19 protein-coding genes and 2 pseudogenes are annotated in these 21,383 nt (G+C 60.5%); 10 read left to right on the forward strand and 11 right to left on the reverse strand.

From position 1 onward, the window contains the following. The first annotated feature begins 70 nt into the window (after positions 1 to 70). The 3 genes and pseudogenes from WGT02_RS20950 to WGT02_RS20960 form a co-directional block, all read left to right on the forward strand. Positions 71 to 1,131, forward strand: a protein-coding gene (locus WGT02_RS20950; protein WP_208245220.1) for an IS630 family transposase whose coding sequence is annotated in 2 segments (ribosomal slippage) — positions 71 to 563 and positions 563 to 1,131 — 1,062 coding nt in all. Because the reading frame shifts where the segments join, the coding sequence is not laid out codon by codon here. Between the two features lie 166 nt (positions 1,132 to 1,297). Beyond that, positions 1,298 to 2,026 carry a Bax inhibitor-1/YccA family protein gene (locus WGT02_RS20955; protein ID WP_024315301.1) on the forward strand — a complete coding sequence of 243 codons (729 nt, stop codon included), beginning with the start codon at positions 1,298 to 1,300 and terminating at the stop codon, positions 2,024 to 2,026. Positions 2,027 to 2,137: 111 nt separating this feature from the next. Beyond that, positions 2,138 to 2,482: pseudogene (locus WGT02_RS20960) on the forward strand (GNAT family N-acetyltransferase); the annotation flags it as partial. A 49-nt stretch (positions 2,483 to 2,531) separates the two neighbouring features. Here WGT02_RS20960 and istB read toward each other — a convergent pair. Together istB and istA are read right to left on the reverse strand one after the other, a co-directional pair. Then, positions 2,532 to 3,428: an IS21-like element helper ATPase IstB gene (istB, locus tag WGT02_RS20965; RefSeq protein WP_208245168.1), complete on the reverse strand. Its 897-nt coding sequence runs from the start codon at positions 3,426 to 3,428 to the stop codon at positions 2,532 to 2,534. Further along, the gene (istA, locus tag WGT02_RS20970; protein WP_208245170.1) at positions 3,425 to 4,897 is read right to left on the reverse strand and encodes an IS21 family transposase; all 1,473 of its coding nucleotides are present in this window, start codon (positions 4,895 to 4,897) and stop codon (positions 3,425 to 3,427) included. The genes istB and istA overlap by 4 nt, the downstream gene beginning before the upstream one ends. Positions 4,898 to 5,121: 224 nt before the next feature. On the opposite strand from istA, the pseudogene WGT02_RS20975 reads away from it, so the two are divergent. After that, positions 5,122 to 5,346: pseudogene (locus tag WGT02_RS20975) on the forward strand (GNAT family N-acetyltransferase); the annotation flags it as partial. Positions 5,347 to 5,352: 6 nt separating this feature from the next. Here WGT02_RS20975 and WGT02_RS20980 read toward each other — a convergent pair. The 3 genes from WGT02_RS20980 to acnA all read right to left on the reverse strand — a co-directional run bounded on the left by WGT02_RS20980 (position 5,353) and on the right by acnA (position 9,782). Beyond that, positions 5,353 to 5,754, reverse strand: a complete 402-nt coding sequence (locus WGT02_RS20980) for a DUF2794 domain-containing protein (RefSeq protein ID WP_024315303.1) — start codon at positions 5,752 to 5,754, stop codon at positions 5,353 to 5,355. Between the two features lie 366 nt (positions 5,755 to 6,120). Beyond that, positions 6,121 to 6,858 carry a thioredoxin family protein gene (locus WGT02_RS20985; protein ID WP_024315305.1) on the reverse strand — a complete coding sequence of 246 codons (738 nt, stop codon included), beginning with the start codon at positions 6,856 to 6,858 and terminating at the stop codon, positions 6,121 to 6,123. 233 nt (positions 6,859 to 7,091) lie between these two features. After that, the gene (gene acnA / locus WGT02_RS20990) at positions 7,092 to 9,782 is read right to left on the reverse strand and encodes an aconitate hydratase AcnA (RefSeq protein WP_024315306.1); all 2,691 of its coding nucleotides are present in this window, start codon (positions 9,780 to 9,782) and stop codon (positions 7,092 to 7,094) included. A 258-nt stretch (positions 9,783 to 10,040) separates the two neighbouring features. On the opposite strand from acnA, the gene ccmA reads away from it, so the two are divergent. Genes ccmA through WGT02_RS21015 form a run of 5 tightly spaced genes read left to right on the forward strand, consistent with a single transcriptional unit; the run spans position 10,041 to position 12,925 of the window. Then, positions 10,041 to 10,688 carry a heme ABC exporter ATP-binding protein CcmA gene (ccmA, locus tag WGT02_RS20995; RefSeq protein ID WP_024315307.1) on the forward strand — a complete coding sequence of 216 codons (648 nt, stop codon included), beginning with the start codon at positions 10,041 to 10,043 and terminating at the stop codon, positions 10,686 to 10,688. Next, the gene (ccmB, locus tag WGT02_RS21000; protein ID WP_024315308.1) at positions 10,685 to 11,344 is read left to right on the forward strand and encodes a heme exporter protein CcmB; all 660 of its coding nucleotides are present in this window, start codon (positions 10,685 to 10,687) and stop codon (positions 11,342 to 11,344) included. Before ccmA ends, ccmB begins: the two co-directional genes overlap by 4 nt. 47 nt (positions 11,345 to 11,391) lie before the next feature. Further along, the gene (locus WGT02_RS21005) at positions 11,392 to 12,159 is read left to right on the forward strand and encodes a heme ABC transporter permease (RefSeq protein WP_024315309.1); all 768 of its coding nucleotides are present in this window, start codon (positions 11,392 to 11,394) and stop codon (positions 12,157 to 12,159) included. Next, positions 12,156 to 12,323 (forward strand): heme exporter protein CcmD, encoded by a 168-nt coding sequence (gene ccmD, locus WGT02_RS21010; RefSeq protein WP_024315310.1) that lies wholly within the window; start codon positions 12,156 to 12,158, stop codon positions 12,321 to 12,323. The genes WGT02_RS21005 and ccmD overlap by 4 nt, the downstream gene beginning before the upstream one ends. Then, complete coding sequence (locus tag WGT02_RS21015; protein WP_024315311.1) at positions 12,320 to 12,925, forward strand: DsbE family thiol:disulfide interchange protein; 606 nt, start codon at positions 12,320 to 12,322, stop codon at positions 12,923 to 12,925. Before ccmD ends, WGT02_RS21015 begins: the two co-directional genes overlap by 4 nt. Here WGT02_RS21015 and WGT02_RS21020 read toward each other — a convergent pair whose 3' ends face one another. From WGT02_RS21020 to dapF, 5 genes are all read right to left on the reverse strand, one after another. Next, entirely contained in the window at positions 12,926 to 13,504 is a 579-nt protein-coding gene (locus WGT02_RS21020; protein ID WP_024315312.1) for a DUF2585 domain-containing protein, read from the reverse strand. A gap of 5 nt (positions 13,505 to 13,509) precedes the next feature. Further along, a complete protein-coding gene (locus WGT02_RS21025; RefSeq protein WP_208249495.1) occupies positions 13,510 to 14,154 on the reverse strand; it encodes a septation protein A in 645 nt (214 codons plus the stop codon). A gap of 63 nt (positions 14,155 to 14,217) precedes the next feature. Beyond that, positions 14,218 to 15,822 carry a signal recognition particle-docking protein FtsY gene (gene ftsY, locus WGT02_RS21030; RefSeq protein ID WP_024315314.1) on the reverse strand — a complete coding sequence of 535 codons (1,605 nt, stop codon included), beginning with the start codon at positions 15,820 to 15,822 and terminating at the stop codon, positions 14,218 to 14,220. A 15-nt stretch (positions 15,823 to 15,837) separates the two neighbouring features. Further along, positions 15,838 to 17,112: a tRNA (N(6)-L-threonylcarbamoyladenosine(37)-C(2))-methylthiotransferase MtaB gene (gene mtaB / locus WGT02_RS21035; protein WP_208249494.1), complete on the reverse strand. Its 1,275-nt coding sequence runs from the start codon at positions 17,110 to 17,112 to the stop codon at positions 15,838 to 15,840. Beyond that, the gene (gene dapF / locus WGT02_RS21040; RefSeq protein ID WP_208249493.1) at positions 17,109 to 18,014 is read right to left on the reverse strand and encodes a diaminopimelate epimerase; all 906 of its coding nucleotides are present in this window, start codon (positions 18,012 to 18,014) and stop codon (positions 17,109 to 17,111) included. Before dapF ends, mtaB begins: the two co-directional genes overlap by 4 nt. Before the next feature lie 209 nt (positions 18,015 to 18,223). Between dapF and WGT02_RS21045 the strand changes: the two genes are divergently transcribed. Further along, positions 18,224 to 20,182 (forward strand): elongation factor G, encoded by a 1,959-nt coding sequence (locus WGT02_RS21045; RefSeq protein WP_024315317.1) that lies wholly within the window; start codon positions 18,224 to 18,226, stop codon positions 20,180 to 20,182. A gap of 3 nt (positions 20,183 to 20,185) precedes the next feature. On the opposite strand, the gene WGT02_RS21050 is transcribed toward WGT02_RS21045, so the two are convergent. Beyond that, positions 20,186 to 21,190 carry an MBL fold metallo-hydrolase gene (locus WGT02_RS21050; RefSeq protein WP_024315318.1) on the reverse strand — a complete coding sequence of 335 codons (1,005 nt, stop codon included), beginning with the start codon at positions 21,188 to 21,190 and terminating at the stop codon, positions 20,186 to 20,188. Positions 21,191 to 21,383: the final 193 nt, after the last annotated feature.

Genomic DNA, 21,383 nt, shown 5'->3' on the forward strand with positions numbered 1-21,383 from the left:
ATCTCTGACTCTTTTTGAGGTTTCCAAATCAGTTGAGTTCTGAATCAATACCGCAAACGGAGGTTTGCGGATGACATCAGGAATTCCACTGCGCGATGACTTCGACGGCTTCGCTCTTCGGGCGTTGGCCAAAGGCACGAAGGATGCGGCACAGGCTCGGCGGCTTCTTGCCCTTGCCGAAATCTATGATGGCCATTCCCGCAGCGATGCGGCCAGGATCGGAGGCGTGACCCTGCAAATTGTCCGCGACTGGGTTATTCGCTTCAATGCGCGTGGCCCGTCGGGGCTCATCAATGGCAAAGCACCCGGCAATCAAGGAAAGCTTTCCGACGTGCATCGCCAGGCTTTGGCAAAGATCGTCGAAAGTGGCCCGATACCGGCGGTGCATGGCGTTGTGCGCTGGCGGCGCAAGGATCTTGCTCAATGGCTGTTCCAAGAATATCGGATATCCGTCGATGAAACGACCATTGGCCGCGAATTGAAGGCGCTCGGCTTTGCAAAGCTGTCTGCCCGCCCGCGCCATTACGCCCAGAACGAAGGCGACCTGGAGAGTTTTAAAAAAAGTTCCCCGCCACACTGGCAGCCATCAAAGGCAGGCTCCCGAAGAACGTCGAGATTGAGCTCTGGTGGGCCGACGAAGCTCGGATAGGCCAAAAGAACAAGATCACCCGGCGATGGGCACGCAGGGGAACAAGGCCTTCGGCACCACACGATCAACGCACGATGTGGACCTATATCTTCGGCGCTATCTGCCCCAAGAAGGGCAAAGGTGCGGGTCTCGTTCTTCCCTACTGCGACACCAGCGCCATGAACCAGCATTTGATCGAAATCAGCCAGGCCGTCGATGACGGCGCTCATGCCGTGCTGATCGTTGATCAGGCGGGGTGGCATGTCACGCCGAAGCTCGATGTGCCCGACAACATCACACTGCTCTTCCTGCCGCCACGCTCGCCCGAATTAAATCCCGTCGAGAACGTGTGGCAATTTCTGCGTGACAACTGGTTGTCCAACCGGATCTTCAAAGATTACGAGGACATCGTCGCCCATTGCTGCGACGCATGGAACAAGCTGGTCGCTCAGCCGTGGAAGATCATGTCGATTGGAATGCGTGACTGGGCGCACCGGTTTTGATTAGCGCTCGTTGGTATTACGGCGATTTAACCCGATCGCGGGTTGCAAGGGCCTTGTTTGCGAAAGGCGAAAGGCTCATATTGTGTGCAGGCATGCTGGGCTCCGCAGCGGCGCCCGGGTTACGCACCCGCCACCGTGTCCACACCGGAGCTTATAAGAGGAAACTATGGCTGACCTTCGTAATTACCAAGGCCGCGTACAAACTGGCGAGATGATCGACCAGGGCCTACGCAGCTATATGCTCAGGGTCTACAACCTGATGGCGCTGGGCCTGGCGATCACCGGTGTGGCCGCCTATCTCGGCTTCAATTTCGCCGTCCAGGACAATCAACTGACGCAGTTTGGCGTGGTGCTCTTCCAGTCGCCGCTCCGTTGGGTGGTCATCCTTGCCCCGCTGGCCGCCGTGTTCTTCCTGAGCTTCAGGATTAACCGCATGAGCGTTGCCGCCGCGCAGACGACCTTCTGGGTCTATGCCGCGCTGGTGGGTCTGTCGCTTTCGTCGATCTTCCTGGTCTACACGCAATCGAGCATCACGCAGACGTTCTTCGTGACGGCGGCCTCCTTTGGCGCGCTCTCGCTGTATGGCTACACGACCAAGCGTGATCTCTCCGCGATGGGCTCGTTCCTGATCATGGGCCTCTTCGGTCTGATCATCGCGTCGGTCGTGAACATCTTCCTGGCGTCGTCTGCCCTGCAGTTCGCGGTCTCTGTGATCGGCGTGCTGATCTTCGCAGGCCTGACCGCCTACGATACGCAGCGCATCAAGGAGCTGTATTACGAAGCCGACGGCGCAGAGGTTGCCGGCCGCAAGGCGATCATGGGTGCACTGACCTTGTATCTCGACTTCATCAACCTCTTCATGTTCCTCCTGCAGTTCATGGGTGACCGCAAGTAAGGAACAGGGATGTTGTCGAAAAAGGCGGCTTCGGCCGCCTTTTTTGTTGCCTGGTCCTACGGAGAGTGATTTCTGGAATGGTCCATTGTTCATATCCTCCCGGCCGACCGAATGCCCATCTTCCTCCGCGACGCTTCCTCATTCGACCTCCCCACCATCACGGCCATCTATCGCGAATCCGTCCTGAATGGTGTCGCAAGCTACGAGATCATCCCGCCGGAGCAGAGCGAGATGGCGGCACGATTTTCCGCAATCACGGGCCAGGACTATCCCTACATCGCCGCCATCGATGAGGATGGCAGCCTGCTCGGTTACGCCTATGCCTCAGCCTTCCGGACGCGGCCGGCCTATCGCTGGATGGTCGAAGATTCGATCTACCTGGGGCCTGAAGCACGCGGCAGGGGCGTTGGAAGGCTGCTGCTCGCCGAACTGATCCGACGCTGCACGGATCTCGGTATAGCGCGACGATCAGGATGAGACGCGAGCGACAATCTGGATGAGATTCTTATGTCGCGGTTGGAGCGAAGTTATCATGTTGATTGTCGCTGGCAAGAGTTTCATCGTGTTCTGATTGCCGCTCCGCGACAAGCTGGGAAGAGCTTTTGATTGTCGCGAATGAGGCGGGTCTGCCGCGCTGGCGTTTGGCTTCCATGGCCGAACGCCGCCGGTAGCTTTCGACATTCATCTCGAAGATTGTTGCGTGATGGACAAGTCGGTCCACCGCGGCAAGCGTCATGGCCGGGTCTGGAAAGACGCGGTTCCATTCTCCGAAGGGCTGATTGGCGGTGATCATGATGGAACGCCGCTCATATCTTGCGGAGATGAGTTCGAAGAGCACGCTCGTTTCGGCCTGGTCCTTGGTGACGTAGGCCAGGTCGTCGAGGATGAGAAGATCGAACTTGTCGAGCTTTGCGATGGCGGCTTCGAGCTGAAGCTCCCTCCGCGCGACCTGAAGCTTCTGGACGAGATCGGTCGTGCGGGTGAAGAGCACGCGCCAGCCGTTCTCGATTAGCGCGAGGCCGACGGCTGCGGCGAGATGGCTCTTTCCGCCGCCGGGCGGACCGAACATCAGGATATTGGCGCCTTTGGCGAGCCAGCTATCGCCGGCTGCAATCGCCATGACCTGGGCCTTGGAGACCATGGGAACAGCGTCGAAGGCGAAGCTGTCGAGCGTCTTTCCGGGTGGCAGGTGGGCCTCGGCGAGGTGTCTTTCGATCCTGCGATGGGCGCGTTCGGCCAATTCATGCTCGGCGATGGCCGAGAGGAAACGGGCAGCAGGCCATCCTTCCCGATCGGCCTGCTCGGCAAATTGGTGCCAGAACGTCTTGATCGTCGGCAGCCTCAGTTCGTTGAGCATGATGCCGAGGCGGGCTTCATCGACTGTGTGGATGTTGCTCTTCATGCGACCTCTCCCGCATAGGCCGTGCCGATCAGGGCTTCATAACCATTGAGCGACGCGAGTTGCACATGAACGATCGGCAACTGATCCGGGTCCGGGCTGAAGACCGCTCTCAAAGCCGCCAGATCAGGCAGTTTGTGGGCGTCGAGCGTTTTGGCAAGCTCCTCGGCCAGTTCACGCTCGCAACTGCGATCGTGAGCCAAGGCAAGCAGTTCCACGGTGATCTTGCAAGCCTGCCGCTCGGGCAGTTGCTCGATGAGCGCGTCGAAAGTCCTGCGATATTCCGGCCTGGGGAAGAGCTTGTCGCGATAGACGAGCCCCAAAAGCGCCATCGGCTTTTTGCGCAGGGAATGAATGACGTGATGATAGTTGACGACTTGATCGTGCTTGCCACTCGCATGGGCGCGGCCTCGGGGTAATGTCAGCAGATGCGTGCCGCCGATGAAGACGTCGAGGCGATCGTCGAACAGACGCACCCGCAGCCGGTGGCCAATCAGACGGGAAGGCACGGTGTAGAAGACCTTGCGCAAGGCGAAGCCGCCGGTGCTCGATACGGTGACGATGACCTCTTCGAAGTCGGTGGTGCGACGATCGGGAAGAGCTTGCAGATGCGTGCGCTCGGCATCGATGCGCTTGCCATGTGCGGCATTGCGGCGGCTGACGATCTCATCGATGAAGGCGCGATAGGATCCGAGGTCGCCAAAGTCCCTGGTTCCGCGCATCAGCAGAGCATCGCGGATCGCATTCTTGAGATGGCCGTGGGAACTTTCGATCGAGCCGTTCTCGTGCGCGACGCCCTTGTTGTTGCGCGTCGGCGTCATGCGATAATGGGCGCACAGTTCGTCGTAGCGATGCGTCAGATCGACCTTGGCGTCGGCATCGAGGTTGCGGAAGGCGGCCGATAAGCTGTCGCTGCGATGATAGAGCGGCGAACCGCCAACCGACCACAGGGCGTTCTGCAGCCCCTCGGCCAGAGCGACGAAGCTCTCTCCACCCAGGATGACATGGGCATGCTCGAAGCCCGACCAGACCAGCCGGAAGTGATAAAGCAGATGATCGAGCGATTGGCCGGCGATCGTCACGCCGAGGCTGCCCATGTCGGTAAAATCCGACAGTCCTAACCGACCGGGTTCGTGCATCTGACGGAAGATCACTTCCTGCTCCTGACCGTGAACAGCCCGCCATGATCGGATACGACGCTCAATCGTACGGCGAACACCTTCTGACAGCTCTGGATGACGCCGCAGCATCTCGTTGTAAACGGCGACCGCTCGGATGCCGGGCGCGGCCTTGAGGAGCGGAACAACCTCGGCGTCGAAGATGTGCTCAAGGGGATCGGGGCGACGCCGGTCGCGCGGCGGCTTGGTCTGCGATGGAAGACGCGCATCCTTCTCGATGCGGTAAGCCGTCGCCCGGCTGATCGACGCCTTGGCGGCAGCGACCTCAATGGGGTTGTTTTGTCGGTACTTCATAAAAAGCCTCGTCTGATGATCGGTTACATGGCGACCCGGCACAAAGGTGATTCTCCATTCTCAGAAAATCACCGACGCTACCGGGCCAACCGCGATCATGAGACGCCGAAAAATTGCGCCGCGGCGGGGGTGTAACTCCAGTCGGGCTACGCCCTCCCTTCGTCACACCCCCGCCGCCGAGTCTCATCCTGATTGACGCTGAGTCTCACCTTGTTTGTCGCCGCGCAGATCTCGGCTTTCGCCAGATGGTGGCCGTGATCGGCGGCGCACATCCGGCATCGATTGCCCTGCATCGCGCATTGGGCTTTGAGGAAACCGGCCGCCTGAGAGCAACAGGTTACAAGCATGGCCGCTGGCTCGATACGATGATCATGCAGCGAGCCCTTGGTGAAGGCGCAGCCACGGACCCCGATGCCTCGACTTATCCCGGTACCCTTTTCAAAGCTTGAGCCGAGCTACTTCTCGACCAGCTTCAAGGCCTTATTGAAGACCTTCAAAACCTGCTGCAGCTCGTGGCCGCGCTTCAGGATGACGCCGTGAGTGTTGAAAACGGAATAGGCACCCTGCTTGGTGGCAAGCTTCGGATTCTTCTCGATGCGAAAAAGCGGCATTTCGCCCGATCGCTTGAAAACCGAGAAGATGGCGCAGTCTCTCAGATGATCGATCGCGTAATCTCGCCACTCACCCTCGCCGACCATGCGGCCGTAAATCCACAGGATCGCGTCGAGCTCGCGACGGTGAAAGGTGACCGGCGGTGGGTCCTTGCTCTGCTTGTACTCCTTGAGATCTACGACGACTGAGGAACTGTTCTCGGCGGACCGGCTTTCGCCGCGCCGCAAATCCGGCTGATCTGTCATCAGTCTCCCTGTGCCTCCGCTCGTGACAGGAGAATGACAGTTTGCCTTAGCGTTTATAAATTGCAAGCAGGTGATCAGTCACATTAATCATAGTCTGTGCAATCTCCCGAGCGCCGCAATTCAGTCAAAACAGCGCCTCATTTGCAAGGGAAATTCCCTCACGACTGCGCCGCGGGGCCATTCGGACCCGTCGTCGCACCCGAATTGCGCATGATCTTTTGCCAGATTTGGTCTGCTGAAACGGTTGTGTGTGAGTTTGGCGCCAGCGCGCCAAAGGGCCCGGCTGACCGTATCGACCTTAACCCCAGCCCCGAATACGATCAGCCGGGCCACCCCGTTTTCCATCCGCAGAAGCAGATGAAACGGTCAGATGTTCTTCCCGGCCATGACAACCGTCGCTCCGAGGATCGCAGATGGATTGCCATCGGCGGTGGAGGATTGAAGTAGAATCGCGCAGCCCTCAAGGTCCGGCTTCTGCATCACGCTGGCCGGCAGCGTCAAGCTCGTTTCCTTGCCCTCCCACATGCCGACGGTCTCAACATCGGCAACGCTGTTGAGGTATGCAATCTTCTGTCCGCTGTTTTCGCCCTTCTCGACGTCGATGGTCTTCTCGCGATTGAAGTAGACCATGACGACATTGGCCTTGCCCTGTCCTGCGCCGATCTTGATCTCGAGTTGGTCGTCGCGCATCTGCGCAGTCACCGGCACTGACAACCCCATGCCTTCGGCTGCATAGCCATCGATCTTCTTATTGATCGCGCCGAGATCGGCTCCCGCTACGTGGTCGCGGCCGTTGACGATGACCTGCGGCGTATAGACGTTGGCGCGTCCCATCGTCTGCGCGTAGCCATACTGCCGCTCCGTATTCTCCTTGGAACTCAGCGTATCGGCCCATCCCATATAGTTCCAGTAATCGACGTGATAGGCGAGAGCGATAACGCCGCCGGCCTCGACGAGCTTGCGGAAAGCCGCATCGGCTGGAGGACAAGAAGAACATCCCTGCGAGGTGAAGAGTTCAACCACACCTTTCGGCGCGTCCTGGGCAAAAAGTGGGCCGGCAAGCGCCACACCTGCAACCATGGAAATCAGAAACCGCGGGGACATTCACTGCACCTTTTTATTCAGTACCTACCGCCACCTTCGCCGCAGGTTCCGATGTATGAACGTAGAGATAGTGGTTCTCGCTCCAAACGGAAAGTCACGAACGGGTGAGACCAAGCTTCGTGGAAGCCAAGCTGAAACACATCGTCGTGACCGGGCATCCAATATCTCGCGCTCAAACAAAAACCGCCGGAAATCTCTTTCCGGCGGTCATTGTCACGGAAGCCCGTTAACAATCAGGCAGCGAGATCGCGCAGAACCGTCTGCAAGATGCCGCCGTTGTTAAGGTAGATCACTTCATCGAGCGTATCGACACGCGACAGCAGTGGAACGTCCTTCACGGTGCCGTCGCCATAGGTGATCTTGGCGATCTTCTTTTCGCGCGGCTTGATGTTTTCAAGGCCTTCGATAGTGACGATTTCGTCGCCCTTCAGACCGAGGCTTGCCCAGGTCGTGCCTTCTTCGAACACAAACGGGATGACGCCCATGCCGACCAGGTTCGAGCGGTGGATACGCTCGAAGGACTGCGCGATCACAGCCTTGACGCCAAGCAGGTTGGTGCCCTTCGCCGCCCAGTCGCGGGACGAGCCGTTGCCGTATTCGACACCTGCGAAGATGACGAGCGGAACGCCCTCGGCCTTGTACTGCATGGCCGCGTCGTAGATCGATTCTTCTTCCTTGGAGGGATAGTGGATCGTGTAGCCGCCTTCCTTGCCGTTCGGGCCGAGCATGTGGTTGCGGATGCGAATGTTGGCAAATGTGCCGCGCATCATCACTTCATGGTTGCCGCGGCGCGTACCGTACTGGTTGAAGTCCGCGACGCCGACATTGTGCTCGAGCAGGTAGGCACCGGCCGGAGACGCCGCCTTGATCGAACCGGCCGGGGAAATGTGGTCGGTGGTGATCTTGTCGCCGAACAGGCCGAGAACGCGGGCGCCCTTGATGTCGGAGATACCGGAGCCGGACTTGCCCATGCCCACGAAGTAAGGCGGGTTCTGAACGTAGGTCGAATCGTCGTCCCAGGCATAGGTCTGGCCAGGAGGAACCTGAACGGCCTGCCAGTTCTCGTCGCCCTTGAAGACGTCAGCATACTTCGTCTCATAGAGCTCGCGCGTAACGTACTTCAGGATGAATTCCTGAACTTCGTGCGAAGTCGGCCAGATATCCTTGAGGAACACCGGATTGCCGTTCTGGTCTTCGCCGATCGGCTCTTTGGTCAGGTCCTTCTGGACCGAACCGGCAAGCGCATAGGCAACGACCAGCGGCGGGGACGCCAGGTAGTTCGCCTGAACATCAGGAGAGATACGGCCTTCGAAGTTACGGTTGCCCGACAAAACGCCCGAAACGATGAGCCCCTTGTCGTTGATTGTCTTCGAGATCGGCGCCGGCAGCGGACCGGAGTTGCCGATGCAGGTCGTGCAGCCGAAGCCGACGAGGTTAAAGCCGAGCTTGTCGAGGTCAGCCTGCAGGCCGGACGTCGCAAGGTATTCGCCGACCACCTGCGATCCTGGAGCGAGCGAGGTCTTGACCCACGGCTTGGACTTCAGGCCCTTGGCAACGGCGTTACGGGCGAGAAGGCCGGCAGCGATCAGAACCGACGGGTTGGAGGTGTTGGTGCACGACGTGATGGCGGCAATCGCAACGTCGCCATGGCCGAGATCGAAGTCGGTGCCTTCGACCGCGTAGCGGTTGGAGAGCTGGCCCGGCTTCTTGTAGTCGGCGTCCATCGAACCAGCGAAGCCGGCCGCGATGTTTTCGAGCGGGATGCGGCCTTCGGGACGCTTCGGGCCGGCCATCGCAGGCACGACGTCGGCGAGGTCGAGTTCGAGCGTGTCGGTAAAGACGAGGTCCGAACCGTCGCCGTCGCGCCACATCCCCTGAGCCTTCGAATAGGCTTCGACGAGCGCGATGCGGTCCTTGGTGCGGCCCGACATGTTGAGGTAGTTGATGGTTTCGCCGTCGACCGGGAAGAAGCCACAGGTCGCGCCGTATTCCGGACCCATGTTGCCGATCGTCGCGCGGTCTGCCAGCGGCATGTTGTCCATGCCCGGGCCGAAGAATTCGACGAACTTGGAAACGACGCCCTTCTTGCGCAGCATCTGCACGACCATCAGCACCAGGTCAGTCGCCGTGACGCCTTCCTTGAGCTTGCCGGTGAGCTTGAAGCCGATGACTTCAGGCAGGAGCATCGAGACCGGCTGGCCGAGCATGGCCGCTTCGGCTTCGATACCGCCAACACCCCAGCCGAGAACGCCAAGGCCGTTGATCATCGTCGTATGGCTGTCGGTGCCGACGCAGGTGTCGGGATAAGCGATCGTCTCGCCGTCCTCTTCCTTCGTCCAGACGGTCTGGCCGAGGTATTCGAGATTCACCTGATGACAGATGCCGGTGCCGGGAGGAACGACGCGGAAGTTCTTGAATGCCTGCTGGCCCCACTTCAGGAAGCGGTAGCGCTCGCCGTTACGCTGGTATTCCAGCTCGACGTTTTTGGCAAAAGCCTGCGGCGTGCCGAATTCGTCGACGATAACAGAGTGGTCGATGACGAGGTCGACCGGAACCAGCGGATTGATCTTCTCCGGGTCGCCACCGAGGGACACCATCGCGTCACGCATCGCGGCCAGATCGACGACGGCGGGAACGCCGGTGAAGTCCTGCATCAGCACGCGCGCCGGGCGATAGGCGATTTCGTTTTCGACAGCACCCTTGTTATCAAGCCATTCGGCAACCGCCAGAATGTGTTCCTTGGTCACCGACTGACCGTCTTCGAAGCGCAGCAGGTTCTCGAGCAGAACCTTCATCGAGTAAGGAAGCTTCGAAACACCCGGCAGGCCATTCGCCTCAGCCTTGGGCAGGCTGAAATAGACGTAGTCCTTACCGTTCACGGTGAGCGTGGAACGACAATTGAAGCTGTCAAGAGATTTAGACACGAGAGACCCCGTTTCTGATAGCGAACACAATCGTGCGGACGCCTATGCACGTAATGCACATCAGGATGCGGGTACGGCCATTTCCGCTGTCCGCACGTGGAGCAAAGCCCATGTTCGGCGCAAGGATGAAATTCACGCCGACCGCTGGCGTGGTTGCGGGTCTTATAGATAATTTCTAAGAAAGGTGCCAGAGAGAGCGTGGCCCATTTCGGATTTTTTTGCATTGCGATGACTGAAAAATTAAACGACGGAAAAGTCATGTATCTCGAGGCCGCCAATCTGGCCGCGCGCCGGGGAGAAGAGCTCATTTTCGAGGGCGTATCCTTTCGCCTGGAATCGGGCGAAGCGCTGGTTTTGACAGGCAAAAATGGATCGGGAAAGTCAACTTTGTTGCGCGTCGTCGCCGGTTTGCTGCATCGGGAAAGAGGCTCGGTTGGCTTCACCGATTCGCATGGCAACACTCACCGGCGCGTCGGCGAAATCAGCCACTATCTCGGCCACCGCAATGCGATGAAAAGCGAGTTGACGGTCGCCGAAAACCTCGACTTCTGGCGTTGCTTTCTGGGAGATACGCACGGAGGTTCGACCGTTTCCATCGATGAGGCAGCCGAGGCGGTCGGGCTCGCGGGAATAACGCAGCTTCCCTTCGGCTACCTTTCGGCTGGCCAGCAACGTCGCTTTGCCTTCGCCAAGCTGCTTGTCGCCTACCGGCCGGTCTGGATTCTCGATGAGCCTACCGCTGCGTTGGACACAAGCGGCGACCGCCTTTTTGCAGAGCTTATCGAGGCGCATCGGCGCAGGGGCGGGATCGTGCTTGCCGCAACCCACCAGCCGTTGGGCCTTGAGGGTGCGCAGGAGCTGCGGATGGCGGGATTTTCTCACACTGGTCCGGGAGTGTGGGCATGACGGCCCTTCTGCTGCGTGACCTCAAACTTTCCATTCGCGCCGGCGGCGGCGCGCTGATCGGCGTTCTCTTCTTCCTGACCGTTGTCGCGGTCATCCCCTTCGGCGTCGGGCCTGACCTCGCACTTCTGTCTCGCATCGGTCCGGCGATCGTGTGGATCGGTGCGCTGCTTGCCGCGCTTCTCGGCCTCGACCGCCTGTTTCAGGCCGAACGCGACGATGGCTCGCTCGATCTCATGCTGATGCACGAACATCCGCTTGTTCTGACGGTGCTGGTGAAGTGCCTGGCACACTGGATCGCCACCAGCCTGCCGCTGGTCATCGCCTCGCCGCTGCTTGGCCTCTTCATGAATATGAGTGAGACGGCGATCGGCGCGACGATGCTGACGCTCCTCGTCGGCTCGCCCGCGATTACCTTCATCGGCGCCGTCGGCGCAGCCGCTGCTGTCGCCTTGCCGCGTGGCGGACTGCTGGTCTCGATCCTGGTGCTGCCGCTGACCATTCCGGTGCTTATTTTCGGCGTCAGCGCCACTTATGCGGCGGTCGAAGGCCCATCGCCCTTTCTGCCGCCTTTCCTCATTCTGATCGCACTCACTCTGTTCTTCGCCGTCATCGGCCCGGCCGCGGCCGCACTGGCACTACGCAACACGTCGGATTGATGGGGCGCTCGATTGCGGCATCGGGCATATCGCGGTAAGGAAACGGCATGAGCGAAACGAGCCTAGCCATCACGAAATTCAGCGATCTCGCCAACCCGACGCGGTTTCTGGCGCTGGCGGCACGCATCATTCCCTGGATGGCCGGTTTCACGGCCCTCTGTTTTATCGTGGGGCTGTCTCTCAGCTTCACGACCGAAGGCGACTATCAGCAAGGCGAAACGGTTCGTATCATGTATGTCCACGTGCCGGCGGCCTGGCTGGCGATGATGGGCTATACGATCATGAGCCTCTCAGCGATCGGTACGCTGGTCTGGCGCCATCCGCTGGCGGATGTATCGGCAAAGGCTGCCGCCCCGCTCGGCGCCGCTTTCACGCTGATTGCCCTGGTGACAGGTTCGCTCTGGGGTAAGCCGATGTGGGGCACCTGGTGGGTATGGGACGCCCGGCTCACCTCCGTCTTCGTCCTGTTCCTGATGTATCTCGGGCTCATCGCCCTCAATCGCGCGATCGACGACCCGTCAAAAGCCGCCCGCGTCAGCGCCGTCCTGATCCTCGTTGGCTTCGTCAACATCCCGATCATCAAGTTCTCCGTCGAATGGTGGAACACACTGCATCAATCCGCGAGCGTACTGCGCCTCGACGGCCCAGCCATCGATCCGGAGTTCCTGCGGCCACTGCTGGTGATGGCCGTTGCGTTCACCGCGCTCTTCTTCACGCTGCACATCATGGCCATGCGCAACGAAATCTGGCGACGCCGCGTCACCGCACAGCGCCGCTTGGCAGCACGCTTGGCGAGCCGCGAGGGACAGTCATGACGCATGCTTTCTATGTCTATGGCGCCTATGGCTTTGCGGCCCTCGTCACCATCGCAGCCACGCTTTGGACGTGGGCGGACGGCCGTGCGCGCCGCAGCGAGATGGCAACCCTCGAAGCCGCCGGAATCCGCCGCCGCTCCGCGCGGACAAAGGATGGCGAATGAGCACCACACCGGAAACGAGCCGTGCCAAGCGCGGATTTGGGCGCTATGCCGTCGCCTTGATCCCGTTGATCGTCTTTGCCGGCATTGCAGCCACCGCGGCAAAGATGCTTTACGACCAGGACGTCCACGGCAAGGATATCTCGGAAATCCCCTCTGCACTGATCGGCACGAGGGCGCCGGCACTGAACCTTGCGCCGCTTGAGGGTACCAACCTGCCGGCGCTGACTGACAGCGCCATCAAGGGCAAGCTGACCCTCGTCAACGTCTTCGCCTCCTGGTGCATTCCCTGTCGCGAAGAACATCCGATCTTGAAGGAACTGGCAAAGGACGGCCGCCTCAACGTGGTTGCGATCAACTACAAGGACAGGAACGACAACGCACTTCGCTTCCTCGGCGAACTCGGCAATCCCTTTGCCGCCATCGGTGTCGATCCCAAGGGGCAGGCAGCCATCGATTGGGGTGTGTACGGCATCCCGGAAAGCTATCTCATCGCTCCCGACGGCACGATCCTCTACAAGCGGGTCGGCCCGTTCGACGAGGTCAGTCTGAAGGAAGGGCTTTTCCCCGCCATGGAGATGGCGCTGGCCAAGCCGGCGTCCTGACTAGATCCCGCCTTGCCAGGTCTTGATCGCCTCAATCGGCCAGATCAGCATCAGCACGTTGAGCGTCAGGTTGTCGCGAATGAGGTAGCCGGTCAAGAGCTCGAAGAAAATCGCGATCGCGACCGTTAGTGCGACGGGCGCTCGCGAGGCGAACAAGAACCCGACCACCATGAACACGGTGTCCATCGCGGAATTCAGAATGCTGTCGCCGTAATAGTCGAGTGAGATCGTTGCCGTCCGATAGCGGTCGATGATCAAGGGTGAATTTTCCAGCAATTCCCAACCGGACTCGATCATGAGCGCCAAAAGCAGCCGCACGGCGATCGGCTTTCCGCGCATAAAGAGGTGTGCGATGCCGTAGAAAATGAAGCCGTGGATGATGTGGGAGGGCGTGTACCAGTCGGAAATATGCTGCGAGTTACCGCTGGAATTGACGGTGCCTTCCCATAGCTTGACATATCCGCAGGTGCAGATGGGTGTGCGACCCATCATGTATTCGGCGATGATCTGGACGAGCAGAACGGCAACGCACGCAGCAAACCAGAAGGTCTGATGCTTCTCCCTGTCTGCCGTATTCAGTGTTGTCAATTCTCGGTCTCTCCCGCCGGCGTGACCGTATGCTTCATGATCAGTGGCATCTGTGCAAGCGTGAAGATGATGGTGATTGGCATTGTGCCCCAGACCTTGAAGGCGATCCAGAAATCATCGGAGAAATTGCGCCAGACGACCTCGTTCAGCACCGCGAGGAAGAGGAAGAAGATGCCCCAACGGATCGTCAGCTTGCGCCATCCCTCCGCATCGAGCTGGAAGGCCGCGTTGAAGACGTAGCCGAGCAACGATTTGCCGAAGGCGAGGCCGCCAAGCAGAGCAACGCCGAAGAGCGCGTTGACGATGGTCGGCTTCATCTTGATGAAGGTCTCATTCTGCAAATAGATCGACAGCGACCCGAAGATGACGACCACGATGCCCGACACGAAGGGCATGATCGGCAGATGCCCGAGCACGACCTTAGAAACGATCAGTGAGATCACCGTTGCCGCCATGAAGAGGGCCGTCGCCACGAATAGTGGTCCGCCAAGCTCCGAAAGAGCCGGGAGCCGCTCGACCAGCCAGGGGCCGCGTAGGTTGGCGAAGAAGAAGATCAACAGCGGGCCAAGTTCCAGCGCCAGCTTCAGCATCGGGTGATGCCGGTCGGCCGCGCTTGGGGTGATATCGCTCTCTGTCGTCATTCTATCTCAAATCCGTTTGGGAACACGAAACCCTTGCCCGTGCTTGTCGGCATATCTGTGGCATTATTGGCCGAGACCGGCAATGGCATGCGCGAAATCCTCGGCCTCGAACGGCTCCAGATCCTCGACGCTTTCTCCGACACCGATGAAATAGACCGGCAGCTTGTGCTTGGCCGAGATCGCCACGAGAATGCCACCCCGCGCCGTGCCATCGAGCTTTGTCATGATCAGGCCGTTGACGCCGGCGACATTGCGGAAGATCTCCACCTGCGACAGCGCGTTCTGCCCCGTCGTGGCGTCGAGCGTCTGCAGCACGGTATGCGGCGCATCCGGATCGAGCTTGCCGAGTACGCGAACGATCTTCTCGAGTTCCGCCATCAGTTCCGCCTTGTTCTGCAGGCGGCCGGCCGTATCGATGATCAACACATCGCACCTCTTGGCCTTCGCCTGCTCGAAGGCGTCATAGGCAAGACCCGCGGCATCGGCGCCGAGCTTGGTGCCGATGAATTCCGACTTGGTGCGGTCAGCCCAGATCTTCAGCTGTTCGATGGCAGCGGCGCGGAACGTATCGCCGGCCGCGACCATGACCTTGAGGCCGGCACCCGAAAGCTTCGCGGCCAGCTTTCCGATCGTCGTCGTCTTGCCGGTGCCGTTGACCCCAACGACCAGGATGACGTGCGGCTTATGGCTCAGATCGAGCTGTAGCGGCTTTGCGACAGGCTTCAGCACCTTGGCGATCTCGCTTGCCATGATGCGGCTGACATCCTCGCCGGTGACGTCCTTGCCGTACCGCTCGGATGCGAGCGTATCGGTAACCCGCATCGCCGTCTCGACGCCGAGATCGGCCTGGATCAGCAGATCCTCCAGATCCTGCAGCGTCTCGTCATCGAGCTTGCGCTTGGTGAAGAGTGCCGCGATCTGGCCGGTAAGCTGCGAGGAGGTGCGGGCTAGGCCGGCGCGCAGCCGCTGGAACCAGGAAAGCTTTGGCGGAGGGACCAGGGCCACAGGCTCGGAAGCCGTAGGACCCGTGGCAAATCCCTTGGGAAGGACGGGAGCGGCAAAAGGATCACTTGAAGAGCTGTCGTCTTCCCCTGTTCGGTCGGATATCTCTTCCGCGGCCGGAGAGATAGGATCGGCGATGGGCTCCTGCTCCGCGTCAGCTTCTGCGGCCAGCCCTGCCGCAGGCGCCTCTTCAGTTTCGCCGACAGATGCCACTTCCGCGACACCACCCTCATCCTCTGGCCGATCGCCACTCCCCGGCTGAAGAGGCAAAGCAGCAGGAAGCGTGTCTTCGATAGTGCTTTCGGCAGGCGCCCCGGTCTCGGCTTGCGCTTCCGCCTCAAGCAGCGAGAGCGGCACAAGGCCCATATCGCCAGCCTGCACCTCAGCTGGAAGAACATCGGAAACATCGTCCTCTTTCGGCGCGAGCGCTTCCGCCTGCTCGGCAAGCTCCTCCACGGAGGCATCCTTGCCTACGTCATCGGCAGGCCCGCCGGCCGTCTCCATCTCTTCCGCCAGGACCGGATCGGCGGCAACGGGAAGGTTCTCCTCACGCGAATGCGGCTCCAGTTCGGATTCGAGTACCCTCGCCTCGACCGCCTCCGGCGCCTGTTCTTCCTCCGGCTTGGGGCCGAAGGTGAAGACCTTTTTGATGAAACTGAACGCCATGAGGATTCCGTAAACTCAGGCCGCGTCGGCGGCCGTCAATTGCATGTCGAGGTGCTTGCCGTTGTGGCCCGTAATTGCCGCCTGCACGAAGCTTCGAGGCGCAAGCCCCGCTGCGGCGACAAGCGTGAAGTTTTCGGTGTGCGCCAAACCGTTGTTTTCCACCAGCAGCCATTGCCGCGTTCCCACCATTCCGTCGAGATGGGACTGATGCAGGCGATGTCCAGTGGTGCGAAGCCGTGCAGCCCGCTCCTTGACCAGCGCGCGATCGAGCTGTGGCATTCGCGCGGCAGGCGTCCCTGGCCGCGGGCTATAGGGAAAGACATGGAGATGGGCGATATTGGCCTCTTCCGCCAGCCGCACGGCATTGGCGAACATCTCTTCGCTCTCAGTCGGAAAGCCGGCTATCATATCGGCGCCGAAGCTCATGTCCGGTCGCACGCCGCGCACGTCGTTGATAAAGGCCAAGGCATCCGCGCTAGAATGGCGGCGCTTCATCCGCTTCAGGATCATGTCGTCGCCATGTTGCAGCGAAAGGTGGAGATGCGGCATGAAGCGCGCTTCGTCGGCGATAAGATCCAGCAGATGCCTGTCCGCCTCAATGCTGTCGATCGATGAAAGCCGCAGGCGGCGAATATCCGGCACCTGTTTCAGAAGCGTCTTGGCAAGCAGTCCGAGCGTCGGCTCCCCAGGCAGATCGACCCCGTAGCTGGTTGCGTCGACCCCGGTCAGCACGATCTCTCGGTAGCCGCTTTCGACGAGCTTGCGCGCCTGGTCGACGACTGCCCCCATCGGCACGGAACGCGAATTGCCACGGCCATAGGGAATGATACAGAACGTGCAGCGGTGGTCGCAGCCGTTCTGGACCTGGATGAAAGCCCGCACATGACCATCGATGTGCTTGACCATCTGCGGCGCCGTCTGGCGCACGCTCATGATATCGTTGACGCGCAACTTCTCTTCCGCTGAAACGCCGAAATCCGGAAGCGTGCGATAGGAGGCGCTTTTCAGTTTCTCTTCGTTCCCGAGAACGACATCGACCTCGGCCATGCCAGCGAAGGTCTCTTTTTCCGTCTGCGCCGCACATCCGGTAACGATAATGCGGGCATGCGGGTTGTCGCGCCGTGCGCGTCGGATCGCCTGGCGAGCCTGGCGCACAGCCTCGCCGGTGACCGCACAAGTATTCACGAGGATGGCATTGTTGAGCCCGGCCTTCTCGGCCTCCGCCCGCATCACTTCGGATTCGTAGGTGTTCAGACGACAGCCGAAGGTAATGACCTCGACGCCGCTCACCGCGCTTGCGCTCCCTGTGTCGCATCCCGCGACCACGCACCCGTCGACGGATCGAGCGCGCCGGACCACTCCCACTCGGCAGGGCCCGTCATGATGACGCGACCATCATGCTCGCGCCATTCGATCGTCAACACGCCCTGGTTGGGGCTGCTTGCGACCGTCACCGCGACTTCACGCCCCGTCCGTCCGGTGCGGGCGGCAGAAACGGCCGTGGCGCAGGCGGCAGACCCGCAGGCAAGCGTCAGTCCCGCGCCCCGCTCCCAGGTGCGCGTCGTGATCGAGCTTAGAGAGGTCACCTGCGCCAGCGTTATGTTGGCGCGCTCGGGGAACATCGGATGGTTTTCGAGCAACGGGCCGAAGCGCCCGAGATCGAAGGACATTACATCCCTATCTACCCAGAAGATCGCGTGCGGATTACCCATCGAAGTGACGGAAGGTGAATGCAGCACCGGATTGTCGATCGGCCCGATTTGCAGCTCGATGCGGCTCGTGTCGTGGAATTCCTCCGCAAGCGGAATCTTGTCCCAGTCGAAGACCGGCTTACCCATATCGACGGAGATCGTCCCGTCCTCGTGTTCGACGGCATTCAGAATGCCTGCCACCGTCTGGAAGGTGAAAACCTTCTTGCCGGTTTCCGCGGCGAGTGCCTGTACGACGCAGCGCGTGCCGTTGCCACAGGCCTGCGCCTTCGATCCGTCGGAGTTCAGGATATCGATCCAGGCATCCGTGCCCGATGCCTTCGGATCGTGGATTGCCATGATCTGGTCGAACTGCGTGTCCGGCTCGGCATTCAGCGCGATTGCCGCGGCAGGCGTCACCCTGTCGGCGCGGCCGCGCATGTCAACGACCAGGATCTTGTTGCCAAGCCCGTTCATCTTCGCGAATTCGACCGTTGCGCTCATGGGTGTCACGTCCGTCTCTGTTTGGGCTGTATATGGCGGAAATGCGGGGGAATTACCAGTGGGTTGACGGACCCGAACGCAGCGACACATTGATGGGAGCGCTATACCGAAGCCTCATATTTAAGAATGATCGCAACTGTCTGGCGCTTTTCTTCGCTTCGAGGCATTCTTTGGTTTCGGATGCGTGCTTTTGGCAGGGAGGATCGCCGATGCGCTGCTTCACGGTACTTGGGCCCTCGCAGACGGGAAAAACGACGCTCGTCGCAAAGCTGGCCTCGCTCGAGGGAACGCCCAGAAAGTCAGCCTCTCCATACGGATCAAGCCTGACGGAATTCGATTTCAAGGACGAAGCGTGGTGTGCGGTCGACACGCCTGGGGCAAACGAGGCCCTGGCCTTGGCGCAGGATGCCCTGCTCGTCAGCGACGCCTGTATTCTCTGCATATCACCGACGCCGGATGATGCCGTTCTGGCCGCACCTTATCTGCGCGCCATCGAGGCCTCCGGCACGCCCTGCGTGGTCTTCATCAATCGGATGGACGAGCCGCGCGGTCGACTGCGTGATGTCATTGCCGCACTTCAGGCCTATTGCAACCATCCCCTCGTCTTACGACAGGTCCCGATCCGTGACGGCGACACGATTGTCGGCAGCTGCGACCTGATTTCCGAGCGCGCCTGGCGCTACCGGGAGGGGCAGCCCTCCGCGCTGATCGAACTGCCGCAGGATGCCGTCGAGCGCGAGCACGAGGCGCGGGCAGAGATGCTCGAGCAGTTGTCGGAGTTCGATGACTGGCTTCTCGAGGAGCTCATCGAAGACCGGGAGCCGGCAAGTGACACGCTGTTTGCCATCTCCTCGCGCATCCTCAAAGAGAACCGGGTCATCCCCGTGCTGTTCGGTGCCGCCTCCCACAGCAACGGCATCATGCGCCTGATGAAGGCCCTGCGCCACGAAGCCCCACCGGCAACGGCACTGCGGACCCGTCTCGCAACAGGTTCCGGTGCGGAAGGAGGGGCACTTTCCGCCGTCAGTTTCCATGCCTATCACAAGGCCAATGTCGGCAAGACGGTGCTGGTTCGCGCGCTGGCCGACGGCTTGAAGCAAGGTGCCTCCTTGGGCGGCGCAACTCTGGGCCCGCTGCAGGAGGCCGGCAGCGGAAAGCCGATCAGCGGCAGCGTGCAGCCAGGCGGCGTCTTTGCCGCTCTGAAATCAGACCATCTGCCCGCGCCCGCCCTGCTGACACAGTCGGCAAGCGTCGAACCGCCCGACTGGACTACACCGCCGACACCGATGCTGGAGAGAATACTTGTTCCCGGCAGCGAGCGTGACGAAACCAAGCTCTCGGCAACGCTGGCGAAATTGGCGGAAACCGATCGCGGCCTGAAGGTGATGCAGGAGGAAGGCACCGGCGCGGCACTGATCTGCGCTCAGGGACCGGTCCATCTACGCGAACTTCGCAAGACGCTGTCGGAAGTCTTCCGGGTCGAAGTTTCGGACCGCGCGCCAAACCCGATCTACCGGGAGACCATCTCGAAGCCCTCGGACGTCCACTACCGACACCGCAAACAGACGGGCGGCGCCGGACAATTCGCCGATGTGCAGCTCAGCGTCCGGCCGAACGAGCGCGGCCAGGGCTTCACGTTCGGCGAAAGCGTCAAAGGGGGCACTGTGCCGCGAAACTACATACCGGCCGTCGAGGCCGGTGCCCGCGAAGCGATGGAGAAAGGGCCGCTCGGCTTCCAGGTCATAGACGTCGATGTGACATTGACCGATGGCCAGTATCATTCGGTCGACAGCTCTGATTTCGCCTTCCGTGCGGCCGGCAAAATGGGCGTCAAGCAGGCGCTTTCACAGGCGTCCGCCGTTCTCATGCAGCCGGTCGTACGGGTGGAAATCCATATCCCCTCGATCTTTTCGGGCGGCATTGTGACGCTCGTCTCCTCAATGAGGGGTCAAGTGCTCGGCTTCGATCGGGACGAGAACGCGAAGGGCTGGGACATATTTCGAGCACTCGTCCCCGGCGGGGTGCTTGACGAATTGGGGCGGTCGCTCAGGTCCGCAACGCAGGGCATTGGCCATTTCTCCAAGAGTTTCGATCACTTCGAGGAGCTCTATGGCAAGGAGGCCGACACCATCATCAATGCGCACGGCGCGGGGGCACAAGCGCACTAACGATCATGCCGACGGCACGTCGAATACCTCGCCTGCCCTGAGCGGACGGAACCGCTCGGGCGGTATGCCATGCTCAACCATGGCGGCTTTCAGCGCCTTGACCGGCGCATCGACCGCCTCGTCGGTCAGCTGGAACGTTGCAAAGTGATGCCCTGCCACATAGGCCGCATTCGCCAGCTGCATGCCCATCACCGCTTCCGAAGGATTCTGATGCTGGCCCTTCATGAACCAACGCGGCTCGTATGCCCCGAAGGGCAGGATGGCGAGGCGAAAGGCGCCATGCTTTTGCCGCGCGGCCTCATAGTTGACGCCGCCGTGGAAGCCCGTATCCCCGACGTGGTAGATCTTCCCGGCCGGCGTCGCCAGGACGAAAGCAGCCCACAGCGCCATGCGGCGATCCCCGGTGCCGCGTGCGGACCAATGATGCACGGGTTCGGCATCGATGCTGATTCCCGCAAGGGAGAGGCGCGTGCCCCAATCCATAGCCGTCACCTGCATGTCGGGCACCGCACTGCGAATGATCGTATCGTTGCCGAGGGGCGTCACAACATGCGGCCGATGCTTTGCCTGCAAGAGCTTGAGCGTCACAACATCAAGATGGTCGTAGTGATTGTGGGACACAAACACGAGATCGATCGGCGGCAGATCGTCGATTGCGATGCCCGGGGCAACGGCGCGCTTCGGGCCGGCAAAGGTGAAGGGGCTGGCACGCTCGGACCAAACAGGATCCGTGAGAATGTTAAGCCCCGCGACCTGCACCAACAGTGTCGCATGACCGACCATGGTCACCCGCAGATCATTTCCATCCACGCGCAGATCGGGTTTTACTGGTGCGAACGGGCTTGGAACCGACCTCGGCCAGCGATCGCGACCGCCGCCGAACTGCCATCTCATCAAATCTCGGAAGCCGAGAGGCTCGATACCATCCGGATTGAAGAAATGCGTGCCGTCGAAGTGATCGGAAACAGGCCCCTGATAGTATGGATTGCGTCGCTTGGCTGTCGGCATTCGAAAGCGGTTCCGTTTGAGAGCAAAACAGGATCTGGGTTTTAGCGCGTACTTTTGAAAGACCCGCGCGTGGTCTTTTCTCGGCGTTCCCTTGACTCCCAGCCCGTTTTCCTGTTTATCGCCGCTCAATCTGCGACGAGCTTCAAGACTCGAGCCACCGACCGGGACCCGTTAAAAGGTATAAAGAGATCCC

This window comes from Rhizobium sp. T1470 (genome assembly GCF_042140505.1).
In the GTDB taxonomy this organism is placed as follows: Bacteria; Pseudomonadota; Alphaproteobacteria; order Rhizobiales; family Rhizobiaceae; genus Rhizobium; species Rhizobium favelukesii.

Bases quoted from the DNA above. Each gene is read 5' to 3' on its own strand.
- WGT02_RS20955 (WP_024315301.1), top strand. From the start codon at position 1,298: ATGGCTGACCTTCGTAATTACCAAGGCCGCGTACAAACTGGCGAGATG.
- istB (WP_208245168.1), bottom strand. From the start codon at position 3,428: ATGAAGAGCAACATCCACACAGTCGATGAAGCCCGCCTCGGCATCATG.
- istA (WP_208245170.1), bottom strand. From the start codon at position 4,897: ATGAAGTACCGACAAAACAACCCCATTGAGGTCGCTGCCGCCAAGGCG.
- WGT02_RS20980 (WP_024315303.1), bottom strand. From the start codon at position 5,754: ATGACAGATCAGCCGGATTTGCGGCGCGGCGAAAGCCGGTCCGCCGAG.
- WGT02_RS20985 (WP_024315305.1), bottom strand. From the start codon at position 6,858: ATGTCCCCGCGGTTTCTGATTTCCATGGTTGCAGGTGTGGCGCTTGCC.
- ccmA (WP_024315307.1), top strand. From the start codon at position 10,041: ATGTATCTCGAGGCCGCCAATCTGGCCGCGCGCCGGGGAGAAGAGCTC.
- ccmB (WP_024315308.1), top strand. From the start codon at position 10,685: ATGACGGCCCTTCTGCTGCGTGACCTCAAACTTTCCATTCGCGCCGGC.
- WGT02_RS21005 (WP_024315309.1), top strand. From the start codon at position 11,392: ATGAGCGAAACGAGCCTAGCCATCACGAAATTCAGCGATCTCGCCAAC.
- ccmD (WP_024315310.1), top strand. From the start codon at position 12,156: ATGACGCATGCTTTCTATGTCTATGGCGCCTATGGCTTTGCGGCCCTC.
- WGT02_RS21015 (WP_024315311.1), top strand. From the start codon at position 12,320: ATGAGCACCACACCGGAAACGAGCCGTGCCAAGCGCGGATTTGGGCGC.
- WGT02_RS21025 (WP_208249495.1), bottom strand. From the start codon at position 14,154: ATGACGACAGAGAGCGATATCACCCCAAGCGCGGCCGACCGGCATCAC.
- ftsY (WP_024315314.1), bottom strand. From the start codon at position 15,822: ATGGCGTTCAGTTTCATCAAAAAGGTCTTCACCTTCGGCCCCAAGCCG.
- dapF (WP_208249493.1), bottom strand. From the start codon at position 18,014: ATGAGCGCAACGGTCGAATTCGCGAAGATGAACGGGCTTGGCAACAAG.
- WGT02_RS21045 (WP_024315317.1), top strand. From the start codon at position 18,224: ATGCGCTGCTTCACGGTACTTGGGCCCTCGCAGACGGGAAAAACGACG.
- WGT02_RS21050 (WP_024315318.1), bottom strand. From the start codon at position 21,190: ATGCCGACAGCCAAGCGACGCAATCCATACTATCAGGGGCCTGTTTCC.